Consider the following 20649-nt stretch of genomic DNA (forward strand, 5'->3'; position numbering starts at 1 on the left):
TCAACGCCTTACTTTTATTATAAAAGAATCCATTTTAATAACCTATCCTTTGAATTTCGGGTAGGGTATTGTTTTTTTGGGTGGCTGCTGGTTCTGATTCCGATACTCCAGAGCCGTTATCCCCTCTGATTCTTTAAAAATCCGGATGAAATGTTTCACATTATCGAAGCCCACCTGTTGACTTATTTCGTATACTTTTTGATCAGAACCCGCAAGGAGCTCCTTGGCCTTCTCCAGTCTAAAATTTCTTAGATATGAAGAAAAACTTGTTCCTGTATATTCTTTAAATGCGTGACTGAAGTAAGTATAGTTAAGTGACAATTGATTCGAGACCACAGCCATGTTCAAGTCTTCGGCAAAATGCTTATGGACGTAATTAATGGCTTTCTGCATACTCTTGTTCTCCTGACTGCTTTGCTCTCTGGCCACTTTCACAAAGGCATCTAAACGCACTAACAGTTCTTCAACCTTTTTATAATAATCTTCAAAGCGCTGAAAATTCCCAATGTGACCCACCTGACTATAGAGCCTCAGAATATGAATGGATTCTTGACCATAGCACCGGTAAACCTTATCAAAAATATCTTCATTCATAATGACACTGATACGCTCCAAATATCCAATCTCACAGTGGCTAATCACCTGGATATTCAATATTTGTTGAAGGAGCTGCTTAACCTCTGGCAGACGATCGGTACCAAGCAGATTGGATAATCGGCGGATCGTCTCTAGAGGTAGTTCGCAATTTGAACTCCGCTTTATAATATGGTCATAGAACAGAACTTCACTGTTATTGATAACCAGGAAATATTTCATCGTCTGTTTGGCTTCGCTATACGCTTTGCGCAATTGCTGAATACCCTCCGTACTAGAACTGAGAGCTATCCGGTATTCCCGCTCACCTAATTTCTTCAGCTCTTCTGCTAGTTGAAGAAGTTCATTCTTATTTTGAGCTACAACTATTATATTTCCTTCTTTGTCTTTGCTAATAATAATATTCTCCGCTTCAGACAGCAGCATAGATATGAGATCATTCTGCCTTATACATATAATTCCTAATATATATTGGCCCTCCATCCAACCGTATCCTGCATTTAGCAAATTGGTGTATGTCTCACTAGAATCGTTGCTATTGGAATTAAGAACATTGGCGATCCAGTCTGAAGGAGAAGACACGGTTAACAATTCATTCTGCAACTTTCGATCCAGTATCTCAATTTTCATTTTCTCCAAAAATGAATATAATTCTTCGCGTACGACGGGCTTGAGCAAATAGTCCCTAACCTGATATCGTATCGCTTTTTGTGCATATTGAAAATCATCGTACCCGCTAAGCAATAAAACCTCCGGCTTATACGGGAACTGCTGAATATGGGATAATAATGTGATTCCATCCATTATAGGCATTCGGATATCCGTTATGATGATGTCTGCTGGATCCTCTTCTAGCTGCTCCAAGGCATCTCTTCCGTCCTCTGCGAATCGAAAAGAGTAGACCTCAGGGAACTTCCTTTCGATCATGGACTGTAGTCCCATTCGAATATTATACTCATCATCAACAATCATTAATTTAATCATCAATGTCCTTCCTCCCTTCAAAATTAAGAAGGGGCATGCTCATTACAACACGGGTATAACTACCTGCCATACTCTCTATGCGTATACCATAGTTAAGTCCATAGCTCATAATCAGGCGTTGATCCACATTTCGCAGACCGATGCCGCTGCTCCCTTCGTTTTGAACCTTTCCCCTTAATTCCTGATAATCTCTTTCCTCCATGTGCAGTAAGTTGGATAGCATCCGGATTTTCTCTTCGGAAATGCCGCAACCATTATCCATAATCTCAATGAAACAAGTATCCTTCTCGACCATAGCGGTAATAGAAATGATGAAGCTCCCAGATTTTGAGTTCATTTGCTTCATCCCATGTTTAACTGCATTTTCTACAATTGGCTGCAAAGACATCTTTAGTGATTCCTGATTTAATAATGCAGGATCAATGGCTACGTTGAGCTCAATTTTACCCTTGTAACGGATATTCATAATGTCAATATAATGATGAACATGATTCAGCTCTTCTGCTAGCTTTACATGTTCTCGTGTCCACTGCAGTGTATAACGCATCATCCCTCCAAGCGAGGTGAGTGTGTCTGAAATCACATATTGCCCTTCCATCTCCGCTAGCATCTTCAGATTTTCCAATGTGTTATACAGAAAATGCGAATCAATTTGGTTCTTCAGCGCTTTCAGCTCAGCTTCCTTACCCGCCGCCTGCCTATTTGCCTGCTCCTCAATGAGTTCATTAATTTTACTAAGCAATTTCCGATAATGATGTCCGAGCTCCCCAATCTCATCCGTTCCGGTTATCGGAAGATCCACGTTAAAGTTGCCGCCTCTCACTTTTTTCATTGAATCTTTCAAGACTCTAAGACGTTTAAGAATCATGGACTGCATGAAATAAGATAATAAACTCAAGAATGCCATCAAAAAGATAATAATTAAGATTAATCTGCTTCGCCTTTCTTTGATATCAGCCATGGTATCTGCCAAACTCACAATATTTATAAGATGGACATCAATAGATGGTATATAGCTCTGAATAGCCAAATAAGGTTGTCCAGCTGTATAAAATTCAACTACTTGGTTGCTTGGCTTATTGTTCAATACAACGCTTTCAATGAATTGCTCGGCGGAGACATTATCGAACATACGCGAAGAATCCAAACTAAATACTTTATGATCCCGAGTTACAATAACCAATTGAGAGCCGGGATCTTGAACTTTACTGAAGGTTTTCAGAAAAAAATTCTGCATGCTCATACTTATCTCTAATATGCCGTTATGCGTAGTATCATCAAGAAATTTAAACTCCTTGAGTAATGATGCTTCAAACCTCACGGGTTCTGAAGGTGCACCCACCAATACGCCTTCCTGCTCTCCCATTGCCCAATAACTACTGCCTTCTTGCCCCAGTACGTCCCTATACCAGTATTTATTTTGAATGCGGGACTCCTGAAGAAGTACAGGCCAAAACTCTTGCACATTAGGGTTGCTTGTAAATAATCTGACTTTGGATACTCTAGGATTGTTAAATAGAAAATATTGAAAATCACTTATTAATTTTGTTTTGATTTCGAGCAATTCTTCAGTGTTAAAATCTTTCTGGGATTGCAGAAAATCGTTCATCTCCCGGTTAGAAAGTGCAAGCTGAGCTGTCCACTCCATAAGTTCAATATTGTTTTCTATATTTGTTTTCTCAATATCCAGGATCGTTTCATTATTTCTGATCAATTCGTCCATAGATTTAGAACTTTCATGAGAAAAGCTATAAGACGAGAAAATCAGCACTGGAATAAAAATCAAAATCATAAACGAGAGGATCAACTTAGCTTGAAGCGAAAGGCTGCGAATAAATTTTTGGATATACACTAGCATTTTGATATTCTTAATCTTCAAATAATTCTCACGTCCTGCATAATGATAGAAGCAAGCCCGGTTATATTCATTCGAAATTACAGAGCGAATATCCGGGCTTGCTTATTAATGAATAAATAATTTATTCAAAGGAACTTAACTTTTTAATATTAGACTCATACGCATTTTGACGGTATGCATCAATAGCATCTTGCTCGCCACGGTTTTTCAAGTAGTCGTTAAACACTTTATCGAAGTCTGCATCTGAGTTCGACATTAACATTTTAGGAAGCGCCTTGCCCCACAAACGAGCGTTTTTACTATTAGCAATACCTTCCTTACTTGTCGCATCCGGATCAAGATTATCATATTGGGCCATGCTGATAGCTTTCCCTTTGGTCCAGTCCGCCATTTGACTGTTAGGTTCTGCTCCCGGCGGGTTCCACGCCAAGTTCATATTGGTATCCATAAGCATCCAGTATCTGAAGGAAGCACCGTACTTTTGATCAAATGTCGTGCGATCGGTATTCAACATTTTTAGCACATCCGGCAGGAATTGATCCTTACCGTCAATTGTATCGTAAGTAACGCCTTTTTCACCTAGGAACAAGTCTTTATTTCCTTCTTCACTGAGCAGATAACTCATAAAGGCAATTGCCCGTTTTTTATCTTTGACGTTCTTGGAAATCAAGGTCACTGTCCAGCCAGAAATTCCCGGACCAGAAAGTGTAGGAGCATCTTTAGCACTGTTGGCTGGTCCATCTACAGCAATATAAACGGAGTTAGGGTCTTTCTGGTACAAAGTTGTATTAACCGGTTCAAAGTCCGTGCGTTGATACAGCATTGCAAAGTAACGTCCTTGAGCAATTTTTTCTTCCATTTGAGCCCGTTTGTCAATGAAGACATCCTTGGCTAGCAGTCCGTCCTGATTAGCTTGGCGGAAAACTTTCAGCCAATTCAGATATTCAGCATCTTGGCGTCTATCGTATAATTTTCCGTCTTTCTCTTGAGGAATCGCCAGGAAATTCTGCAGATAGCCTTCAAGTGAGTAGTTCCCTGTTTCTGTAAACTCATGCAGTCCGAGTGGAATCAGCGGCTGGCCGTTCACTTCCGGATATTTTTCTTTGGCTAACTTAAGCGCATTCAAGAAACCCTCTGGAGTTCTCATATCTGGTTTACCCAGCGCTTCATACATATCTTTACGCACTACGAATGTTTGATTGGAAGTAAATTGCTCTCCATATTTTTTATAATCCGCAGGAGAGGAGGACGCATTGGGATATCCATACACATTTCCATTAGGTTGTGTGTACCAGCCAAGTTTGGCCGGGTCAGCCACCTTTAAGAAGTACGGATCGTATTGCTCTGCCAATTCGTTGAGCGGAAGTACCAGATCCCCTTTAATCATCTTTTTAATGGCTTCTTCATACCAGCCCAGAGTAATGAAATCAGGCATGGAGCCGGAAGCCATCATCGTATTAAGCTTTTCATTCTCATTCCCGGCAGGAATAATAAAATTCACATCAACACCGGTTTTTTTAGTGATATAATCTGTAACCACGTTGTCTCCCCACTTGACATCTGCCCAACTGAAATTGAGATACCAGTCGAACGTAATCGGTGAAGTATCCTGCTTCCAGGTTGGTTCATCCGTTGAAGGAGCTGCGGTTGCCTCTGCGGTTGTATTGGTTGACGGTGTGTTGTTTGTCTTCTCTGCAGAACCATTGGCATTGTTATTCCCGCCAGAACATGCAGTAACCGAAAAAGCCATAATCAGTGCTAGTAGTCCTGAAGTAGTCTTTCGTAAAGAATTCCCCATTGCTCTTCCCCTTTTCTAATTCTTAATTTATCATCAATCCAGCTCTTAAGAGTGGACGGACAATTGTGATCAGAGTGCTATTTCATCCTTTAATGGAACCGATCATAAATCCTTTAACAAAATATTTTTGCAGGAAAGGATATACTACTACAATAGGTGCAGTCGTCACAATCATGGTGGCAAGCTTCAGTGACTGCGAAGTTATATTCTTGGATACTCCGGTAGGCATTGCCGAGATCATCTGATTGGAGCTGGACTGGGCAACCACCCGGTACAAGAAGGTTTGAATAGGCTGCAGATTTGGATTATTGATATAGATCATGCCTGTAAAGTAATCATTCCATTGATAGACACCATGAAAGAGAGCTATGGTTGCTACTACTGGCATAGATACAGGGATAATAACCCTCAGGAATATTTTAAAGTCATTGGCACCATCAATTTTAGCCGCCTCTTCCAAACCTGCCGGGATCTCACGAAAGAAGCTCATAAAGATGATCAGATCGAAAAAGCTAAACGCTGCCGGAATGATATAAACCATGAAATTATCAAGTAGATGAAGATTACGGATTAAAAGATAGGTTGGAATTAGTCCTCCGCCAAAAAACATCGTAATGGTCCCGATAATCATATATAATTTACGCCCATATAATTCTTCGCGACTAAACGCATACGCTACCATAGAAGTAAACAGGACGTGAACCAGAACACCCAAGACCGTTTTTGCAACAGTAACGCCCATAGCCGTCATGATACCCTTACTATTAAATACAGCCTTGAAACTCTCTAAGCTAAACTCCCGAGGCCACCAATAGATCCCGCCCCGCATTGCATCGTTAGCATCATTGAAGGCATTAACGACAACATACCAAATGGGGTAAAGGGTGATGAAGCAGATGGCAAGCATCAAAATGCCATTTATAATCTCGAAAGCGAATTCGCCTTTCGTCTGCCTCTTCATTGAAATCATGTGCATTCCTCTTTTCATGTCAAAATACTAGAATAGTGAAGTATTATTAAGTTTTTTGGTTACAGAGTTAGCTCCGATTAAAAGAGTAAGAGCAATAACGTTTTTCAGCAGACCAACGGCTGTCGAATACGAGTAACGTCCTTCATTCAACCCCGTTTGATATACATAGATATCGATAACATTACTTGCGCTTGCATTAAGCTGATTGCGTAGCACCAGAATTTGATCGAAATTTGAGTTCAATACACCACCAACAGCTAAAATAAATAAGATGGAAATGGTACCCATAATGGACGGTAGCGTAATATTAAGGATTTTTTGAAATCTCCCAGCACCATCTATAGTTGCCGCTTCATACAGTTCAGGGGAAACACCACTAATAGCTGCAAGATATATAATGGCCGACCATCCGAGTTCTTTCCAAATGTCAGATGCAATGATTATTGTCCAAAAGTATTTAGCTTCCGCCAGATAACTTATCGGCGCATCAATTACATTCATAGCCAACAATATTTTATTAATCACACCTACATCAGACAGCCAAGTGGCCAAGATTCCTCCTAGAACAACCCAACTCAGAAAGTGAGGAAGATAGGTAATGGTCTGAACTGATTTTTTAAAGAAAACAGACCGGACTTCATTTAGTAATAAAGCAAATACAATAGGTAAAGGAAAACCAACAATCAGTTTGATTAAACTGATCCCGAGCGTGTTGCGAATGACCTCGATTAGTGCATCGTCCTGCAAAAATTCTTTGAAATGATCCAAACCAACCCATGGAGCCTCTGAAATTGTGGAAATGATGTCATATTCCTTAAATGCGATGATAATTCCATACATAGGGATATAATTGAATACGATCATCCACGCTATACCAAGCAAAGCCATAACCTGAAGGTAGCGCTGCCTATAAATTTTTCTGAATATCGGCTTCCATCCTTCCCTTCTCGCATTAGGCGAGTTTGATTCCATAGTAATTTGTGAGCTGGCTTTCATATCACTTATGCACCTCCAAAAAAACCTCTTTACGTTATTAATTGTAAACGGTTCATTTTTTTGAAACTAGGCACCTCATTCAAGGTAGAGTTACTAATTTTCAGGTGAAGGTCATTTCGCGTGGAAGTAATGGACATACCAAAAAGCCGCCCAAACCTTCAGAAAGAAGGTTCAGGCGACTCACTTAGCTACAGGGAGTTCAAGGTAAACGGTTATTCCCACAATCATCGTGCTGAAGTCAATGCTCCTGCTCTCCAGCTTCTCTTCCAAAAATCCCATAGAAAAACAAATGAAGCGTCTCTTCCATAAAGGTATCCAGACTCTCCTCCGCCTTGGCTTGCTCCAGCATTTCCCCCATACTTTTCATGTACATCTGCATATACATTAGCACAGCGTTGGCCGACACCTTGGAGGAAATTTCCCCGCGGGCCTGACCCTCTTCTACCATCCTTACCATAAGCGGCAGCGTCCGTTCTGCATATTGCATCTGCAAGTACTGGAACATCTCCGGGTCGTCTATCATCAGTGTCTGCACCAGGCTTGGCCGCAGCAAGGTATAGGTTCCTTTCTTCATCCCGAGGATATACTGAACGATCTCCTTCATGGAAGGCTCTTGATGAATAAAAGCTTCGAATTCACTCGTGGATTGCTCCACTAGGTGTTTAAGTGTCTCCCTCAACAGCTCTTCTTTGCTGCCAAAATGCTTATATATTGTCACCTGCGAGACGTTCGCAGTCTTGGCGATATCAGTGATCCGCATCCGCTTCGGCTCCCAGGTCTTTAACATCTCAAGCGTTACGCTCGTAATTTTCTCCTTGATCAGCGCGGATCTCTTCTCAAAACCGTTCATACGCCTCCTCCTTGTTTCTGTTGAATATCGAAATTATGAAATATAAATCAATAAATAGTTCATAATTATGTTGACTTCAGTCCAGCTAAGGCATAGTATAACATATGAAATATATTCCCATTAATAGTTCATTATTTCATTCTACAGGACAGTGGAGGTGTCACCATGCTGACTGTACAAGGCTTGACCAAGCAGTTTGCCAATGGCAAGGGGATTACAGATGTATCGTTCTCCGTCAGGAAAGGAGAAGTCTTCGGCTTTCTAGGGCCGAATGGCGCAGGCAAATCTACAACCATCCGGCATATTATGGGCTTTATGAAGCCTGACCGGGGGACTGTAACCGTAGTCGGCCTGGATGTCTGGAAAGCGCAAGGAACTGTTCAGAGGCATATCGGTTATTTGCCGGGAGAGATTGCTTTTATTGACGGGATGACTGGCAAGGGCTTTCTTGATTTTATGGCGAAAATGCAGGGCTTGAAGGACACCACGAAGCGCGCCTCCCTGATCGAACGCCTGCAATTCGATGCAGGGACACCCATCCGCAAAATGTCCAAGGGAATGAAACAGAAGGTCGGTATCGTGGCTGCGTTCATGCACAGTCCGGAAGTCATGATTCTGGATGAGCCTACCTCTGGCCTCGACCCGCTGATGCAGAAGGTATTTATAGAACTTGTATTGGAGGAAAAAGCCGCCGGAACCACCTTCCTGATGTCGTCGCACAGCTTTCAGGAGATTGAACGCACCTGCGATCGTGCCGCCATTATCAAGGACGGACGTATAATCACCGTCAAGGATGTTCATGAACTGCAATCCATGCAGCGGAAGCTGTTTGATGTAGTGTTTGAACACAGAGAGGATGCGGATAGGTTTAGTACTGGAAGTCTGTACGTGGAGTCCCGTGACGGAAACCGGGTAAGAGTGGCGGTTCAGGGGAATTATGATCAGTTCATCCGGGAAACGGCGGAGTACAATATCCGCAGTTTGGATGTATTCACCCAGAACCTGGAGGATATCTTTATGAATTATTATGAACGGGAGGGGCAAGCGCGATGAACCTTCCCTTATATAAAGAAATGTTAAAAGTTAACCTGAAAGGAATCTTGAATTATGCTTTCGGTTCCGCCTTCTACATTCTGCTGATTATCTGGCTCTATCCGGCTTTGGCGAACAATATGAAGGCTATAAATGATCTGGTGAATGCCATGCCTGAGAGCGTAGGCAACGCCTTCGGGCTAAACAGCGGCTTTTCCAGCGCCGAAGCTTTTATCTCCGGCGAGTACTACGGTCTTATTCTTGTCCTGTTGCTGTCCATCCTCTGTGTGCAGATGTCCACTGGACTCATGGCTAGACTCGTGGACCGCGGTTCCATGGCCTACCTGCTATCCACACCAACGACCCGAAACAAAGTGGCGCTAACACAGGCCCTTGTCCTGATTACAGCCCTGCTGGTTATCGTGACTGCAACGACTGGTGCCGGGTTCCTGGGCGTCTTCTGGTTCCTTGGGAACGGCTACGATTTCAATGGCGAGCGCTTCCTTATGCTTAATACCGTTGCGTTCCTGCTCTTCTTCGCCATCGGCGGCATTTCCTTCCTTATCTCCTGTCTGGCCAATGACGAGAAGAAAGCGCTCGGCATTTCAGGCGCAATCACCTTCGGCTTCTTCACCCTTGATCTACTGGGAAAAATCAGTGACCAGCTAAGCTGGGTGAAGTATTTGACTCTGTTCACACTCTACCGCCCTGGAGAAATTGTGAAGGACGGTGCGCAGGATGGCCTGGTCTCGGTCATCCTGCTGTTAGTGGGCCTGGCCGCCTTCGGCCTCGGCATAACGTTGTTTAAGCGGCGTGACTTGCCCCTCTAGGGCAGTTAATGCGCCCGATGGGCAATCTAACGCACTCACTGCGAAGCCTCACGAAGTGGTCCGTAGACATATACAAGCCCCAGTGGTCACTGCGACCTCTGAGGCTTTTTATATATGAAGCATCCTGATTTCTTCAAATCGTGGTAAGCTAGTTTATTCAGGAACAGGCGTCCCTTGATGAAAGAACATCTGCCATCTGCCCTCTCTGTATCTCCAGATAGAGCTACGTAAGGAATACTGCTGCTTGTTCTCATTAAATATCCTGTACGTTGTTAACGTAGTATCCGAGGATAATGGATGAATTTCAAAATCATTCAAAGTCATATTTACTATACCGATCCCCTCGGCGTGGAGACCTTCTTGCCTGTACCATACGGCTCCTGAGCTGCCAAACTCGAAAAAATCATCATCCAGCAATGCTGAGAGTTTTTCTACCGATGTACGAACCGCCGGTTGTAACAGTCTTTCTTCCAGTTCAAGTAGATGCGCTTTTAACGTAGCATTCGTATCCAATGTTCATCACCTATTTTCAAGATACTATGTTCTCCTGACTTAATTCCCATCTGTCCCCGCGGAACTCTATTTTGTGTAGGCTAGCATTATCTGCCGGGAAAAACTTGTTTGTATTACTCCATTTTAGACCCTTTAAAATATGATAGATAATATTAATCACGCCACCGTGCGTTACAACTAAAACATTTTCAGTGCTGCTTTGGGCGATAGATGTCGCACATAACTGCTGAAAAGCCTCCTCGATGCGAGCGAAGTTCTCCTTAGGGCTCTCACCACCGGGATACCTTTGATCCCATTGCAAACTTGAGAAATATAGCCCAGGGTATAATTTTTCAGCGGCTTCATTGGGCATCCCTGCCAGCACACCATTATTGGTTTCTCTCCAGACAATACTCTCTTCGATATCCAGCGCCAGCTTATCCGCAATCCGCTCCGCAGTTTCTAAAGCTCTGGTCAAGTCACTGCTGATGATATGCCGGATGTTGAAGGATGTTGTATTGGATAAAAGGAAATTCCCTAACTGTTCAGACTGTTCCAGTCCTAGATCTGTAAGTCCCCGCATGCTCCATCCTCCGCGGTATCCTTCTTCATCCGCTCCATGGCGGAGAAAGTACACCCCCATAACCGCACCTCCCCATTAACTTTCAAGATTTAACTTACCTTTTAAAAGAAAACGCTTTCCACTTATAGATGAAAAGGCTCCGGATTCGGCACCCTCACTCCTTTAAGTGTGTAGAGACTCATTCGCCACCATGTTCAAGTACCGGATCAAATCCGCTTTTGCCGGAGCATTATCCCTCCAAGCCCCTAGATTCCAGCTCATAAAACGTAACCCAAGATATCTCGATGCAATCGAGAATAGAGAGGTAAACTGGGCATCCGCCAGTTCAACCCCCTGCACGCCGAGCGCTTCTCTGTATTGAAAAACCTGCTGCGTAGTGCGGCAGCGCAGTGGAAGATCCAGAAACAACGAGCCATACCTTGCTTCCTCCCAATCGATAAAGAACACCTCTTGATTGTCATGCACCAGCACATTCCCAGGATTCAAATCATTATGGATCAGCGTATGGGTAGTTTCATCTTTAATTACGGTTACCATATCGTCGGTTATCGTTCTTGCTGCCGCTTCAACAATCGGTATGTACGGGCCAAACTCTTCATTAAATGCTTCATTCTGCTTCGCGGCCTCCCACTGCGGCTGAAAGCGCGTATGGAGCATGTCTGTAATATGAGAAAGATCAGCGAATAGAAGCCAGGACAATTCATGCCGTAGCCCCCGGTTCTTTCCATGAATATCAGCCAATGCCGAAATCTCGCACTGCTGTAACCGCTCTAGATCAAGCTTCCCGTAATCCGTGCGATAATCCACATCCTGAAAACACACGAGAGAACGTTCTTCAGAAATAGGAGCCCCAGTATCCGGCCAGATAAAAGGAACTTTTGCCCCCTGCTCGTATAGATGTGCGGTTACCCGTTGCTCCAAAGCTGTGGCTACCTTAGTAATTAAGGACAACTCTTCTGTTCCCTTAACAGTCTCTATTAATAGATGATGGCGAGACAAGTCCACAGCCTGAAACCCAAGTCCTAGCCGTGTACTGTCCACCTTAATAATTGCCGCTCCTGGATCAACATATCGCCTCACAGTCGTCTCCAGCAGACGGTGTATCTCGTGCCCCGCTTCTGACACTTCCTTCCCCTCCTCTGCCTTACTATAATAGGCTCCGAATGGCGTCAATAACGACATCCGGCCGGTAAATCTGAATAGAGTGCCAGCTATCCCTTACTACAATATGCTGGGTACAGGATGTAAGCTCTGCCAGCCGAAGCTGCTCCCTATGCCACTCTTTATCCTGCTGGCCTGCACTTAACACAACTACCGGCAAATCTTCACGCAGACGCTCGGCTGTAGCCAACTGCAAGGCACTTTCGTGCGCATCCAGCAGTTCAGCATAAAGCGTCTTGTATGCACTGCTTCTATACCCGGCGGCCTTAACCTGCTCTAGCATAGGAGATGGTAGACGCCGTGAACCGATATGACGGCCCGTCAGCCTGGGGATCGCAGCTGGAGACAGCAGATAGCCTAGCCTCAATTGATTCAGACTATCCTTGTGGCGTCTTCCCTGCTCCGACATCTCTGCTGCAAGATAACGACCCTCATGGACGGCATCCACCAGAATCAAGCCCTTCACTTCATCCGGGTACTCTGCCGCGAACAGCCTCATCACCATTCCGCCAAAGGAATGTCCTACCAGCACGTACGGGGGTTGCAGTTCCAAGGCAGACAGCAGGCTACGTAAATCTTCAACATACTGCTTGCAGGTTGCAGGCTTGCCCGAGCCCTTGCTCCAGCCTAGTCCGGCGCGATCATAGGCTACAACCGTAGCGTCACGTGACAGCTCCGGCTGCACCAATGACCAATCCAGCAGATTCCCGCCCATCCCGGCTTCCAAGACGATCGTCGTTCTGCCGCTTCCGGTGACATGCGCATGAAGCTCGCGGGAGCCGACGCTGATACGCTTTCCTGCAGGCTTATATCGAAATCTATCATATTGCGTCCACAATGCCTGCGTACATGTTAACGGAAAAAAAGCAGCGGCAATCGTGTAACGAAGATAGTTGTCCAGCTTGGGGATCGTTGACAATCCTCTCACCTCTTCCGAGTTCTTGGTATACGGTCAGTATAAAGAATCGGCTGTGGAGAAAAAGAGAAACTTTTCGTCAAGGATTGCCTATTTTGAAAGGAGCGGGGGGATGAAGACGCGCAGTACTGGCATTCTTCGCATCTGGTCGGGGTGTATCAACAAAAGGACTGTGTGTTCCAGATGTCGTATTTATCCCTGTGAATACCATCACTATTTTACCATAAATGGAAGAATAGAAGCGTTCTGAAATGAACTTTACGATGAGAATCAAATTCAAAAAAGCCAGAAGAACGGTTATATAAAATAGCCTTAAATACGATTAATATAGGCAGCAAGCCCACTCTGTCCATAAAAAAAGAAACCGTACCTATCGGTAGGCAAGCTGTAGCTTTGTACGCCAGCCTCTCCTGCAAGGAACGGTTTCTTCTATACGTTATCCTGTAGTCCTTAGCTTAGGAACGGATAACCCCTTTTTTCAAAATCACATTACCATACAGCGCCTCTTCCCCAGTGACTACAACGGCGTAGCTCTGCTTCGAGCGGGTATAAAAATCAAAACGCTCCTCGTACCCGATCACTGCCTCCGGGTCATGCCCTATTATAATCTCCTTGTAGGTGGACCAGATCACCGGGACCGTAGGGTCACCAGGTACCACAGACATGAATGCTGCCTGATGCTCGGCATAATGGTCCAGCGGGAACAGCTCCAGAATCGCATTCAGCAGTTCCGGAATACCGATCCCATCATACCGGATGACTCTAGAATGATGGGAATGACCCGGAAAGTTGGCATCCGCCAGCACGATTTCATCACCATGGCCCATTTCCATTAGCACAGCGACCAGCTCAGGAGACAGCAGCTTGGGAATCTTTTTTAACATCAGAATTCCTCCTCCGAGACTACATGCCGTAGAACGACCGCAATGCGACCAATTCTTCAATACGATGCTGTGGCAATTCCCGCTCTCCGTCAAGCATACGGGCCAGATAGGTCAGCTTGGCAGTGAACTCCAATCGCTCCATATTCATGTACGCACTCATGACATCCTTGCCCCAAGTCAGCGCACCATGGCTCTCCAGCAGCACAGCTGTTTTCTTGCCCAGGAAAGGCTCCAGCGAGTCTGGAATTTCATTGGTGGAAGGCGTACCATACTTGGCAAGCGGAATGTCTCCCATCGCAATGACGGATTCCGGCATCAGCATCTTGTCCAGTGCCTCCCCCTTAATAGCAAAAGCAGTGGAATATGGCGGGTGAGCATGCACAACTCCGTTCATCTCCGGCAGCTCATTGTAAATCTTCAGGTGCATCTTTACTTCCGTAGAAGGACGGTAGCCTTCGGCTGCCTCCAGAATATCCCCTTGCAGATTCACTTTGACCAGCATGTGAGGCTCCAGATAGCCTTTGCTGACACCGGTTGGAGATGCCAGTACTTCGGTGGCCGACAGGCGGGCCGAGATATTGCCGTCATTAGCCGCTACAAAATCCTTGTTAAACAGGTTCTTCCCAATCTCACAAATCAGGCGACGCAACTTCTGTTCATGATTCTCCATACGATAATCTCTCCTCTTATCCATGTGATATATCTATTCAATACCAAAGCCGTTGCTTGATCTCTACGGATCCGTAGATGATGCTACGAGAGTTAAGGATTCTTACGATGGCTCGGCTGGTAGGTGATTAACGAACTGGAATGGGCAATGAGTTCGCTCACCGCAGCCTGTTCTACCAAGCCTAATGCTAGCAGCTGGGTCACTATATTTCCGATCGCACTGGCCTCTACGGGTCCGGCCACAACTTCCCGTCCGGTTCGGTCAGCCGTGAGCTGACAGAGTAGCCGGTTCTGAATTCCTCCGCCGACCATATGAATGACACGTACCGGTTCACCTGTGATTTCCTCCAGCTCATCTATTGCGACGCTGTAAGCATGGGCGAGACTCTCCACAATAACACGGGTCGTCTCCCCAGGGGTACGCGGCTCCGTCTGCCCTGTTCTCCGGCAGTATTCAGCGATTCGCTGCGGCATATCGCCAGGGGTCGCGAACAACGGATCGTCGGGATCGATGATCGCGACGGCCGGACCAGCGGCGACAGCCAGCTCAGCCAGCTCGGCATGACCGATACGCTGACCCGACGCGGCCCAGTGACGCTGAGATTCCTGCAGAATCCACAATCCGGTGATATTTTTCAACACCCGGTTCGTACCGCCATAGCAGCCCTCATTAGTAAAGCCGTAATCATAGCTCTGGTCTGTGATCACAGGCCCTTCACTCTCTCTACCCACTAAGGACCAAGTGCCACAGCTGATGAACGCAGCACCTTCCTTATCCGCATAAGGAATAGAAGCTACAGCCGAAGCCGTATCATGAGAAGCGCCCGCTATCACCTTCATCGCGCCCAGTCCCAGCTCTTCCTGAATAGCAAGTGTCACCTCACCCAGCACCGTTCCAGACGCAGCAACAAGTTCAGGAATCAGCGAGATGGGCAGGCCCAGACGCTTAAAGACTTCATGCGAAGGTTCACCGGTTACCGCGTCAGCCAACCCGCTAGTACTCCAGATCGACTTTTCCGCAGCCGCTACGCCGGAGAACAGATAGTGAAACAAATCGGGCGTCAGCAGCATTGTTTTGACCGATTCCGCAAGGGATGGATGGTCCTGCAAATCAGCGTAAAGCTGATAGACAGTGTTAATCAGCGCCGGCTGATTGCCGGTCAAAGCGAACTGTTCACGAGGCGGAATCCGTTCTTCCAGTCCGGAGCGGTGAGGCTCTGTCCGCTGATCACGGTAATGGTGCGGCGCATAGAGCAGTTGTCCCCGGTGATCAATGAACCCGTAATCCACGCCCCACGTGTCCACGCTCAGTGACAGCAGCTTGCCACGCACCCGTGCGGCCTCACGTACACCTTGTTTGATCTCGTGAAACAGTCTCAGCACATCCCAGTGCAAATGCCCTTGAACCTGTACTGGTATATTGTCAAAACGGTGAATCTCCTCGATCTGAATCGTGGAACCGTCATAACTTCCTAACATGACCCGGCCTGAGCTGGCGCCAAGGTCTATGGCAAGCAGTTTTTGGGTCTCGCTCATCTTCCTTCCCCCTGCCTACTCCAAAGTTTAATAGAGTGGTCCAAAGTTCTGGCAGGCTCTGTAATCTGCACTCTCCAGATCCTCTGTGCCGAACAGCGACCAGACGCGTGGTCTGAAGATCCGTTCTTCCTCCACGTTGTGCATGCTGACTGGAATACGGAGAATAGAAGCCAGCGTGAGCAGGTCTGCACCGATATGGCCATAACTGATAGCACCATGATTGGCTCCCCAGTTATTCATCACATCGTACACCGATTTGAACGAACCCTTGTCCGTCAGTTTCGGTGCGAACCAGGTAGTCGGCCAAGTTGGGTCAGTCCGCTGATCCAGCGTATGATGCACATCCTCCGGCAGATCTACCGTGTAGCCTTCAACCAGCTGGAGAACCGGACCAAGCCCCTTCACCAGATTCAGACGCGCCATCGTTACTGGCATGCCGCCCTTGGTCAAATAATCGGTCGAGAAACCGCCCCCGCGGAAATACTCCTGCGACGCCGGACGGAATTCCGTCTTCTCCAGACAGCTCTTTGCTTCCTCATCCGTGATCTCCCAGAACGGCTTGATTGCCGGCTGGCCGTCAATAGTCTGCTCTCCGGTTCCGTCCAGTGCGGCTGAACCAGAATTGATCAGATGCAGGATGCCGCCTGCCGCTTCGCCTTCCAGCTTGTGACCCGTCACGCGTTCCACCGCTGATGGACTCCAGTACGTACGGACGTCGGCAAAGATTTGTGCCGTATTCGTCAGCAAGTAGTTGAACAGCATAGTTACGCCATTCAAGCTGTCATTCTCTGTCGCTAGAAGATAAGGCGCCCGTCTGCCGTTCCAGTCAAAGGACGAGTTCAGAATCGTCTCCATGAAGTCACCGTTCGGGAAGTGATCTGTCCAGTGCCGTTGTCCCTGGAATCCAGCCGCAATCGCGTTGTGTCCATTGGCTTCTTCCGCGAAGCCAAGTTTATCAAGCTCCGGATTTCCGACCATAAGATCACGGGCAATCAGCGTCATTTTCACGACGGTTTCCCACTGGCTGTCCTTCTGCTCACGGCTAATCTGCAGATGTGCCGGGTTGTTGTCTGCACCCTCAGCGCAGTTCTCCTTCACCCAAGCCAGTGCACGCTCGAATTCCTGCTTATCATAAATGCCCTCTTCCATGCGGCGCACAAATTCAGACATATCCACATATTCATTACGCATCCCAAGGTAATCCTGGAAGAACTGCTCATTCACAATCGAGCCGGCAATCCCCATGGAGACCGAACCCAGGGAAAGGTATGATTGGCCTTTCATAATCGCTACGGCCAGCGCGGATCTTGCAAACTGCAGCAGCTTGCTCTGCACATCATCCGGGATGAGTTCACTGTCAGATTCCTGCACATCTTCACCGTAGATACCGAAGGCCGGAATTCCTTTCTGTGCGTAGGCAGATAGTACAGCTGCCAAATACACCGCTCCGGGACGTTCCGTACCATTAAAGCCCCACACCGCATGCGGGATGGTGGCATCCATATCCATTGTTTCCGAGCCATAACACCAGCAAGGCGTCACAGTAATCGACACACCTACATTGGCTCCGGCAAATTTATCGCGGGCATTCGCTGCTTCCTTCACCCCACCGATTGTTGAATCAGCAATAACGCACTCCACAGGCGAGCCGTCGGGATATTTCAAGTTCTGTTGTAAAAATTGAGCCACCCGCTCCGCCATTCCCATGGTCTGTACTTCCAGCGATTCACGTACCCCGCGTCTTCTGCCATCAATGGTCGGACGAATTCCAATCTTCGGATATTTAGCTGCCACTGTACTTCCTCCTCAGCATCACATTAAGTTTGGTTTAAATAAGGAAATCTATATAATTGCAACTTCAGCCAACAAACATTTCTCCTTCATCATAAAAGGTGTAAACGCTTAAGTCAACATAAAAACCACAGTTAATTGAATAATAATGTGGTATTATGTGATATTATATTAGTGAATTGTGGTTTTTCATTTATTTAGAATTCTTTTGTATTTATAATCCTTGTAGTAAACTAGGAGATAGAGATATTGAAAAAGGTGAGTGGACGGATGAAGGCATTTGAACGGAGAGACCTGATCATTACCGAGTTGTACCGGAACAGAAAAGTTCATGTTGCGGATCTGGCACAGAAGTTTCAGGTGTCCGAGGAAACGATTCGCCGCGATCTGGACAAGCTGGACCGGGACGGTCTGGCCAAGAAAAACTACGGTGGCGCCATCCTGAACGCCCATACCAATGAAGACCCCTCCTATGCCAGCCGGCATCAGGTCAACATTGAAGCTAAGCGGCTGATCGCAGACAACGTGCTGGATCTCATCAACGATGGCGACAGCCTGATGACGGATACCAGCTCGACGGCCTTTGAGGCGTTGCGCCGGATCATCGAGGTGAAGAGCAATCTGACGATCATCACCAACTCGCTGGTGGTGCTGTCAGAATTTCAGCATTCCGGGCAGAAGCTGATCTCTACAGGCGGTACACTGGGCCCCGAGACCAGTTCCTTCGTCGGTCCGAATGCTTCGCATACCATTCAGAAATACAATGTGGATGTGGCCATTTTCAGCTGCAAGGCGTTGTCTATGACGGGCGGGGTTAGCGATTCCAACGAAGCGGAAAGTGAACTGAAGGTGCTCATGCAGCAGCAAGCCAATAAAGTGGTCCTTCTCGTGGACCATGCCAAATTTGACCGGATTGCGTTCATCAAGCTGCTGAGCTTTGATAAAATCGATTATATTGTTACCGACCAGAAGCCGTCCGAAGAATGGGTTGAGTTCTTGAAGAAGCATCAAGTGTCGCTGATCTATTCAAATGAAGAATAGCCTTATCATAGAAAAATGAACAAAAAAAGAATCTCTACGTGAAATAGAGATTCTTTCTTCATTTTAGAAGTATACCAACTATCTTCAATGCCTAAGTATAGTTTCTTAGCTACCAGTTCCATGAATCAGAATTTTGAAAGATGGTTGGCTAGTATTAGCATCTGCAGCATAGGCAGGAACCGCGATGGCCAGTGCCACACTAAAAACAACCAGCAACGTACTCATTTTTCTTTTCATTTAGTCTTTGCACCTCACTAATTAGTTTTTTGTACTTCTCTTGGTTTTCTCTAGTTGTTAGATGTCGGATTTCTTCAAATAACCCGACACATTGAATCACACAGCTGTCATTATTTATTTTAACAGAAAGTTCCAAACTTTTTAATATATAATAGACACTTTTTTTATATTTATTGGTTCTCATATAGTAGGTAGCCAGTTCACACAAAAGATTAGTATATTTATCTGACATGACTTGCATACTAAGTTTCCCCAATTTACTCCGGTGTTCCTTATACATTAAATGAGATTGAAACTGTGTGATAACCTCATCTGCATTGAACCCGATACGGTTCGCTGCTTGCATGATTTTGATAAAAGCTGGTAGAACTTCATTCTCTCTAGTTTTAATATACGCTACGTATTCTGAAAGGACCTCAACTTCCCCGTTCATCAGACGGTGCAGGTATGTATTGGCTACAGCCCATTCTTTGAACTGTTCCATGATCCACTTGGCTTCTTCGCTGTCTTCACGTATCCAGCTAGAATCGGAATACAGTGCCGCATACTGCATGGCCTGCTCATAATCACCATTCTCATGACTGACCGCTGCTCTTAATAAATAGGAGTATAAGATATAAAAGCACAGCGGTTTTTCGGGTTCCTTTTGCTCAGCGCGGCTGATATACTTCTTATATTTGTTCTCATATTGAATGAATGCCTTCTCTCCCATTCGCTTAGCCAGGGAATCAACATTGCTCCAGCGATGAAGCGAAGTATAAATATTCGCCAAATCCCGTAGCGCATCCAGTTGATCGCTTTCATCCAACCGCTCGACAAAATACTCAAAATACACCGCAGCCCGCAGATTGGCATCCTGATCATACCCTAGCGTGATCTTGAACAGCCGGTACTGACAAAGAGCCAGCCGCTCGGAATGCTGATATTTCTCACTTTCGGCAACGCTCTCGTACAGAATTGCGGCAGCTTCATACTTGTCATTGTTAAAAAAATCTTCAGCTGTCTCAAACAGTACTTGTGCATACATCAGATTATCCATCAAATTAGCGGCTATCCTTCGGATACACTCCAGCTTGTTCAACTCGGCACAACGATGAAGGAAGGGACCTAATCGCCGCCAGTTGGGGGCAGAATGCACGAAGCATTCATCAACATACAAATCATACAAAGCGCCTTCGCCAAGTCCCATTCCCGAGGTGATGCGCTCAAGCTGCTGCATGGCAATCGGACGGTTACCGCTGACAAGTCTGCTGAGCGTGCCGGAATGAATCCCGGAAATTTTGGAGAATTGGCTCACCGTCAGGTCATTATCTCTCAGATACTTGTCCAATTCCGCCCGGATTGTGGTCTCTGGATTCAAACAAACACCACCTCCAAACCCATATTTTAGAATTAAAGATCATTTATACCTATATATTAGATGTAAA

The 20649-nt window shown here is 45.9% G+C and carries 18 protein-coding genes; 3 read left to right on the top strand and 15 right to left on the bottom strand.

The window, feature by feature from the left end; translation table 11 throughout:
• Nucleotides 1-42: 42 nt before the first annotated feature.
• The 6 genes from ACFRAM_RS07055 to ACFRAM_RS07080 all read right to left on the bottom strand — a co-directional run bounded on the left by ACFRAM_RS07055 (nt 43) and on the right by ACFRAM_RS07080 (nt 8050).
• A complete protein-coding gene (locus ACFRAM_RS07055; protein WP_379465533.1) occupies nt 43-1578 on the bottom strand; it encodes a response regulator in 1536 nt (511 codons plus the stop codon).
• Nucleotides 1571-3457 (bottom strand): sensor histidine kinase, encoded by a 1887-nt coding sequence (locus tag ACFRAM_RS07060; protein ID WP_379465181.1) that lies wholly within the window; start codon nt 3455-3457, stop codon nt 1571-1573. Before ACFRAM_RS07060 ends, ACFRAM_RS07055 begins: the two co-directional genes overlap by 8 nt.
• Nucleotides 3458-3557: 100 nt before the next feature.
• Nucleotides 3558-5186, bottom strand: a complete 1629-nt coding sequence (locus ACFRAM_RS07065; protein ID WP_379465183.1) for a type 2 periplasmic-binding domain-containing protein — start codon at nt 5184-5186, stop codon at nt 3558-3560.
• A gap of 130 nt (nt 5187-5316) precedes the next feature.
• Nucleotides 5317-6204: a carbohydrate ABC transporter permease gene (locus tag ACFRAM_RS07070; RefSeq protein ID WP_379465184.1), complete on the bottom strand. Its 888-nt coding sequence runs from the start codon at nt 6202-6204 to the stop codon at nt 5317-5319.
• A gap of 27 nt (nt 6205-6231) precedes the next feature.
• Complete coding sequence (locus ACFRAM_RS07075) at nt 6232-7176, bottom strand: ABC transporter permease (protein ID WP_379465534.1); 945 nt, start codon at nt 7174-7176, stop codon at nt 6232-6234.
• Between the two features lie 262 nt (nt 7177-7438).
• Nucleotides 7439-8050 (bottom strand): TetR/AcrR family transcriptional regulator, encoded by a 612-nt coding sequence (locus tag ACFRAM_RS07080; RefSeq protein ID WP_379465185.1) that lies wholly within the window; start codon nt 8048-8050, stop codon nt 7439-7441.
• A gap of 165 nt (nt 8051-8215) precedes the next feature.
• Here ACFRAM_RS07080 and ACFRAM_RS07085 point away from each other — a divergent pair, with 165 nt between their 5' ends.
• Together ACFRAM_RS07085 and ACFRAM_RS07090 are read left to right on the top strand one after the other, a co-directional pair.
• Entirely contained in the window at nt 8216-9103 is an 888-nt protein-coding gene (locus ACFRAM_RS07085) for an ABC transporter ATP-binding protein (protein WP_379465187.1), read from the top strand.
• Complete coding sequence (locus ACFRAM_RS07090; RefSeq protein WP_379465189.1) at nt 9100-9912, top strand: ABC transporter permease subunit; 813 nt, start codon at nt 9100-9102, stop codon at nt 9910-9912. The genes ACFRAM_RS07085 and ACFRAM_RS07090 overlap by 4 nt, the downstream gene beginning before the upstream one ends.
• Before the next feature lie 153 nt (nt 9913-10065).
• On the opposite strand, the gene ACFRAM_RS07095 is transcribed toward ACFRAM_RS07090, so the two are convergent.
• The 8 genes from ACFRAM_RS07095 to ACFRAM_RS07130 all read right to left on the bottom strand — a co-directional run bounded on the left by ACFRAM_RS07095 (nt 10066) and on the right by ACFRAM_RS07130 (nt 17947).
• Nucleotides 10066-10425: a nuclear transport factor 2 family protein gene (locus ACFRAM_RS07095; protein WP_379465190.1), complete on the bottom strand. Its 360-nt coding sequence runs from the start codon at nt 10423-10425 to the stop codon at nt 10066-10068.
• 16 nt (nt 10426-10441) lie between these two features.
• Nucleotides 10442-11047 carry a histidine phosphatase family protein gene (locus ACFRAM_RS07100; RefSeq protein ID WP_379465191.1) on the bottom strand — a complete coding sequence of 202 codons (606 nt, stop codon included), beginning with the start codon at nt 11045-11047 and terminating at the stop codon, nt 10442-10444.
• 102 nt (nt 11048-11149) lie between these two features.
• Nucleotides 11150-12112: a phosphotransferase gene (locus ACFRAM_RS07105; RefSeq protein WP_379465193.1), complete on the bottom strand. Its 963-nt coding sequence runs from the start codon at nt 12110-12112 to the stop codon at nt 11150-11152.
• A 22-nt stretch (nt 12113-12134) separates the two neighbouring features.
• Nucleotides 12135-13076, bottom strand: coding sequence for an alpha/beta fold hydrolase (locus ACFRAM_RS07110; protein WP_379465195.1), 942 nt, complete (start codon nt 13074-13076; stop codon nt 12135-12137).
• A 443-nt stretch (nt 13077-13519) separates the two neighbouring features.
• Nucleotides 13520-13948, bottom strand: a complete 429-nt coding sequence (locus ACFRAM_RS07115; protein ID WP_066373487.1) for an RbsD/FucU family protein — start codon at nt 13946-13948, stop codon at nt 13520-13522.
• Between the two features lie 19 nt (nt 13949-13967).
• Nucleotides 13968-14618 (bottom strand): class II aldolase/adducin family protein, encoded by a 651-nt coding sequence (locus ACFRAM_RS07120; RefSeq protein WP_379465197.1) that lies wholly within the window; start codon nt 14616-14618, stop codon nt 13968-13970.
• A 92-nt stretch (nt 14619-14710) separates the two neighbouring features.
• Nucleotides 14711-16153: a rhamnulokinase gene (locus ACFRAM_RS07125; protein ID WP_379465199.1), complete on the bottom strand. Its 1443-nt coding sequence runs from the start codon at nt 16151-16153 to the stop codon at nt 14711-14713.
• Between the two features lie 27 nt (nt 16154-16180).
• On the bottom strand, nt 16181-17947 hold the full coding sequence (locus ACFRAM_RS07130; RefSeq protein WP_175370123.1) for an L-fucose isomerase: 1767 nt from the start codon (nt 17945-17947) through the stop codon (nt 16181-16183).
• A gap of 255 nt (nt 17948-18202) precedes the next feature.
• Here ACFRAM_RS07130 and ACFRAM_RS07135 point away from each other — a divergent pair, with 255 nt between their 5' ends.
• Nucleotides 18203-18985 (top strand): DeoR/GlpR family DNA-binding transcription regulator, encoded by a 783-nt coding sequence (locus ACFRAM_RS07135; protein ID WP_312876288.1) that lies wholly within the window; start codon nt 18203-18205, stop codon nt 18983-18985.
• Nucleotides 18986-19184: 199 nt separating this feature from the next.
• On the opposite strand, the gene ACFRAM_RS07140 is transcribed toward ACFRAM_RS07135, so the two are convergent.
• Nucleotides 19185-20582, bottom strand: a complete 1398-nt coding sequence (locus tag ACFRAM_RS07140; RefSeq protein ID WP_379465201.1) for a helix-turn-helix domain-containing protein — start codon at nt 20580-20582, stop codon at nt 19185-19187.
• Nucleotides 20583-20649: the final 67 nt, after the last annotated feature.

The organism is Paenibacillus sp. NPDC056722 (assembly GCF_042790635.1).
In the GTDB taxonomy this organism is placed as follows: Bacteria; Bacillota; Bacilli; order Paenibacillales; family Paenibacillaceae; genus Paenibacillus_AQ; species Paenibacillus_AQ agri.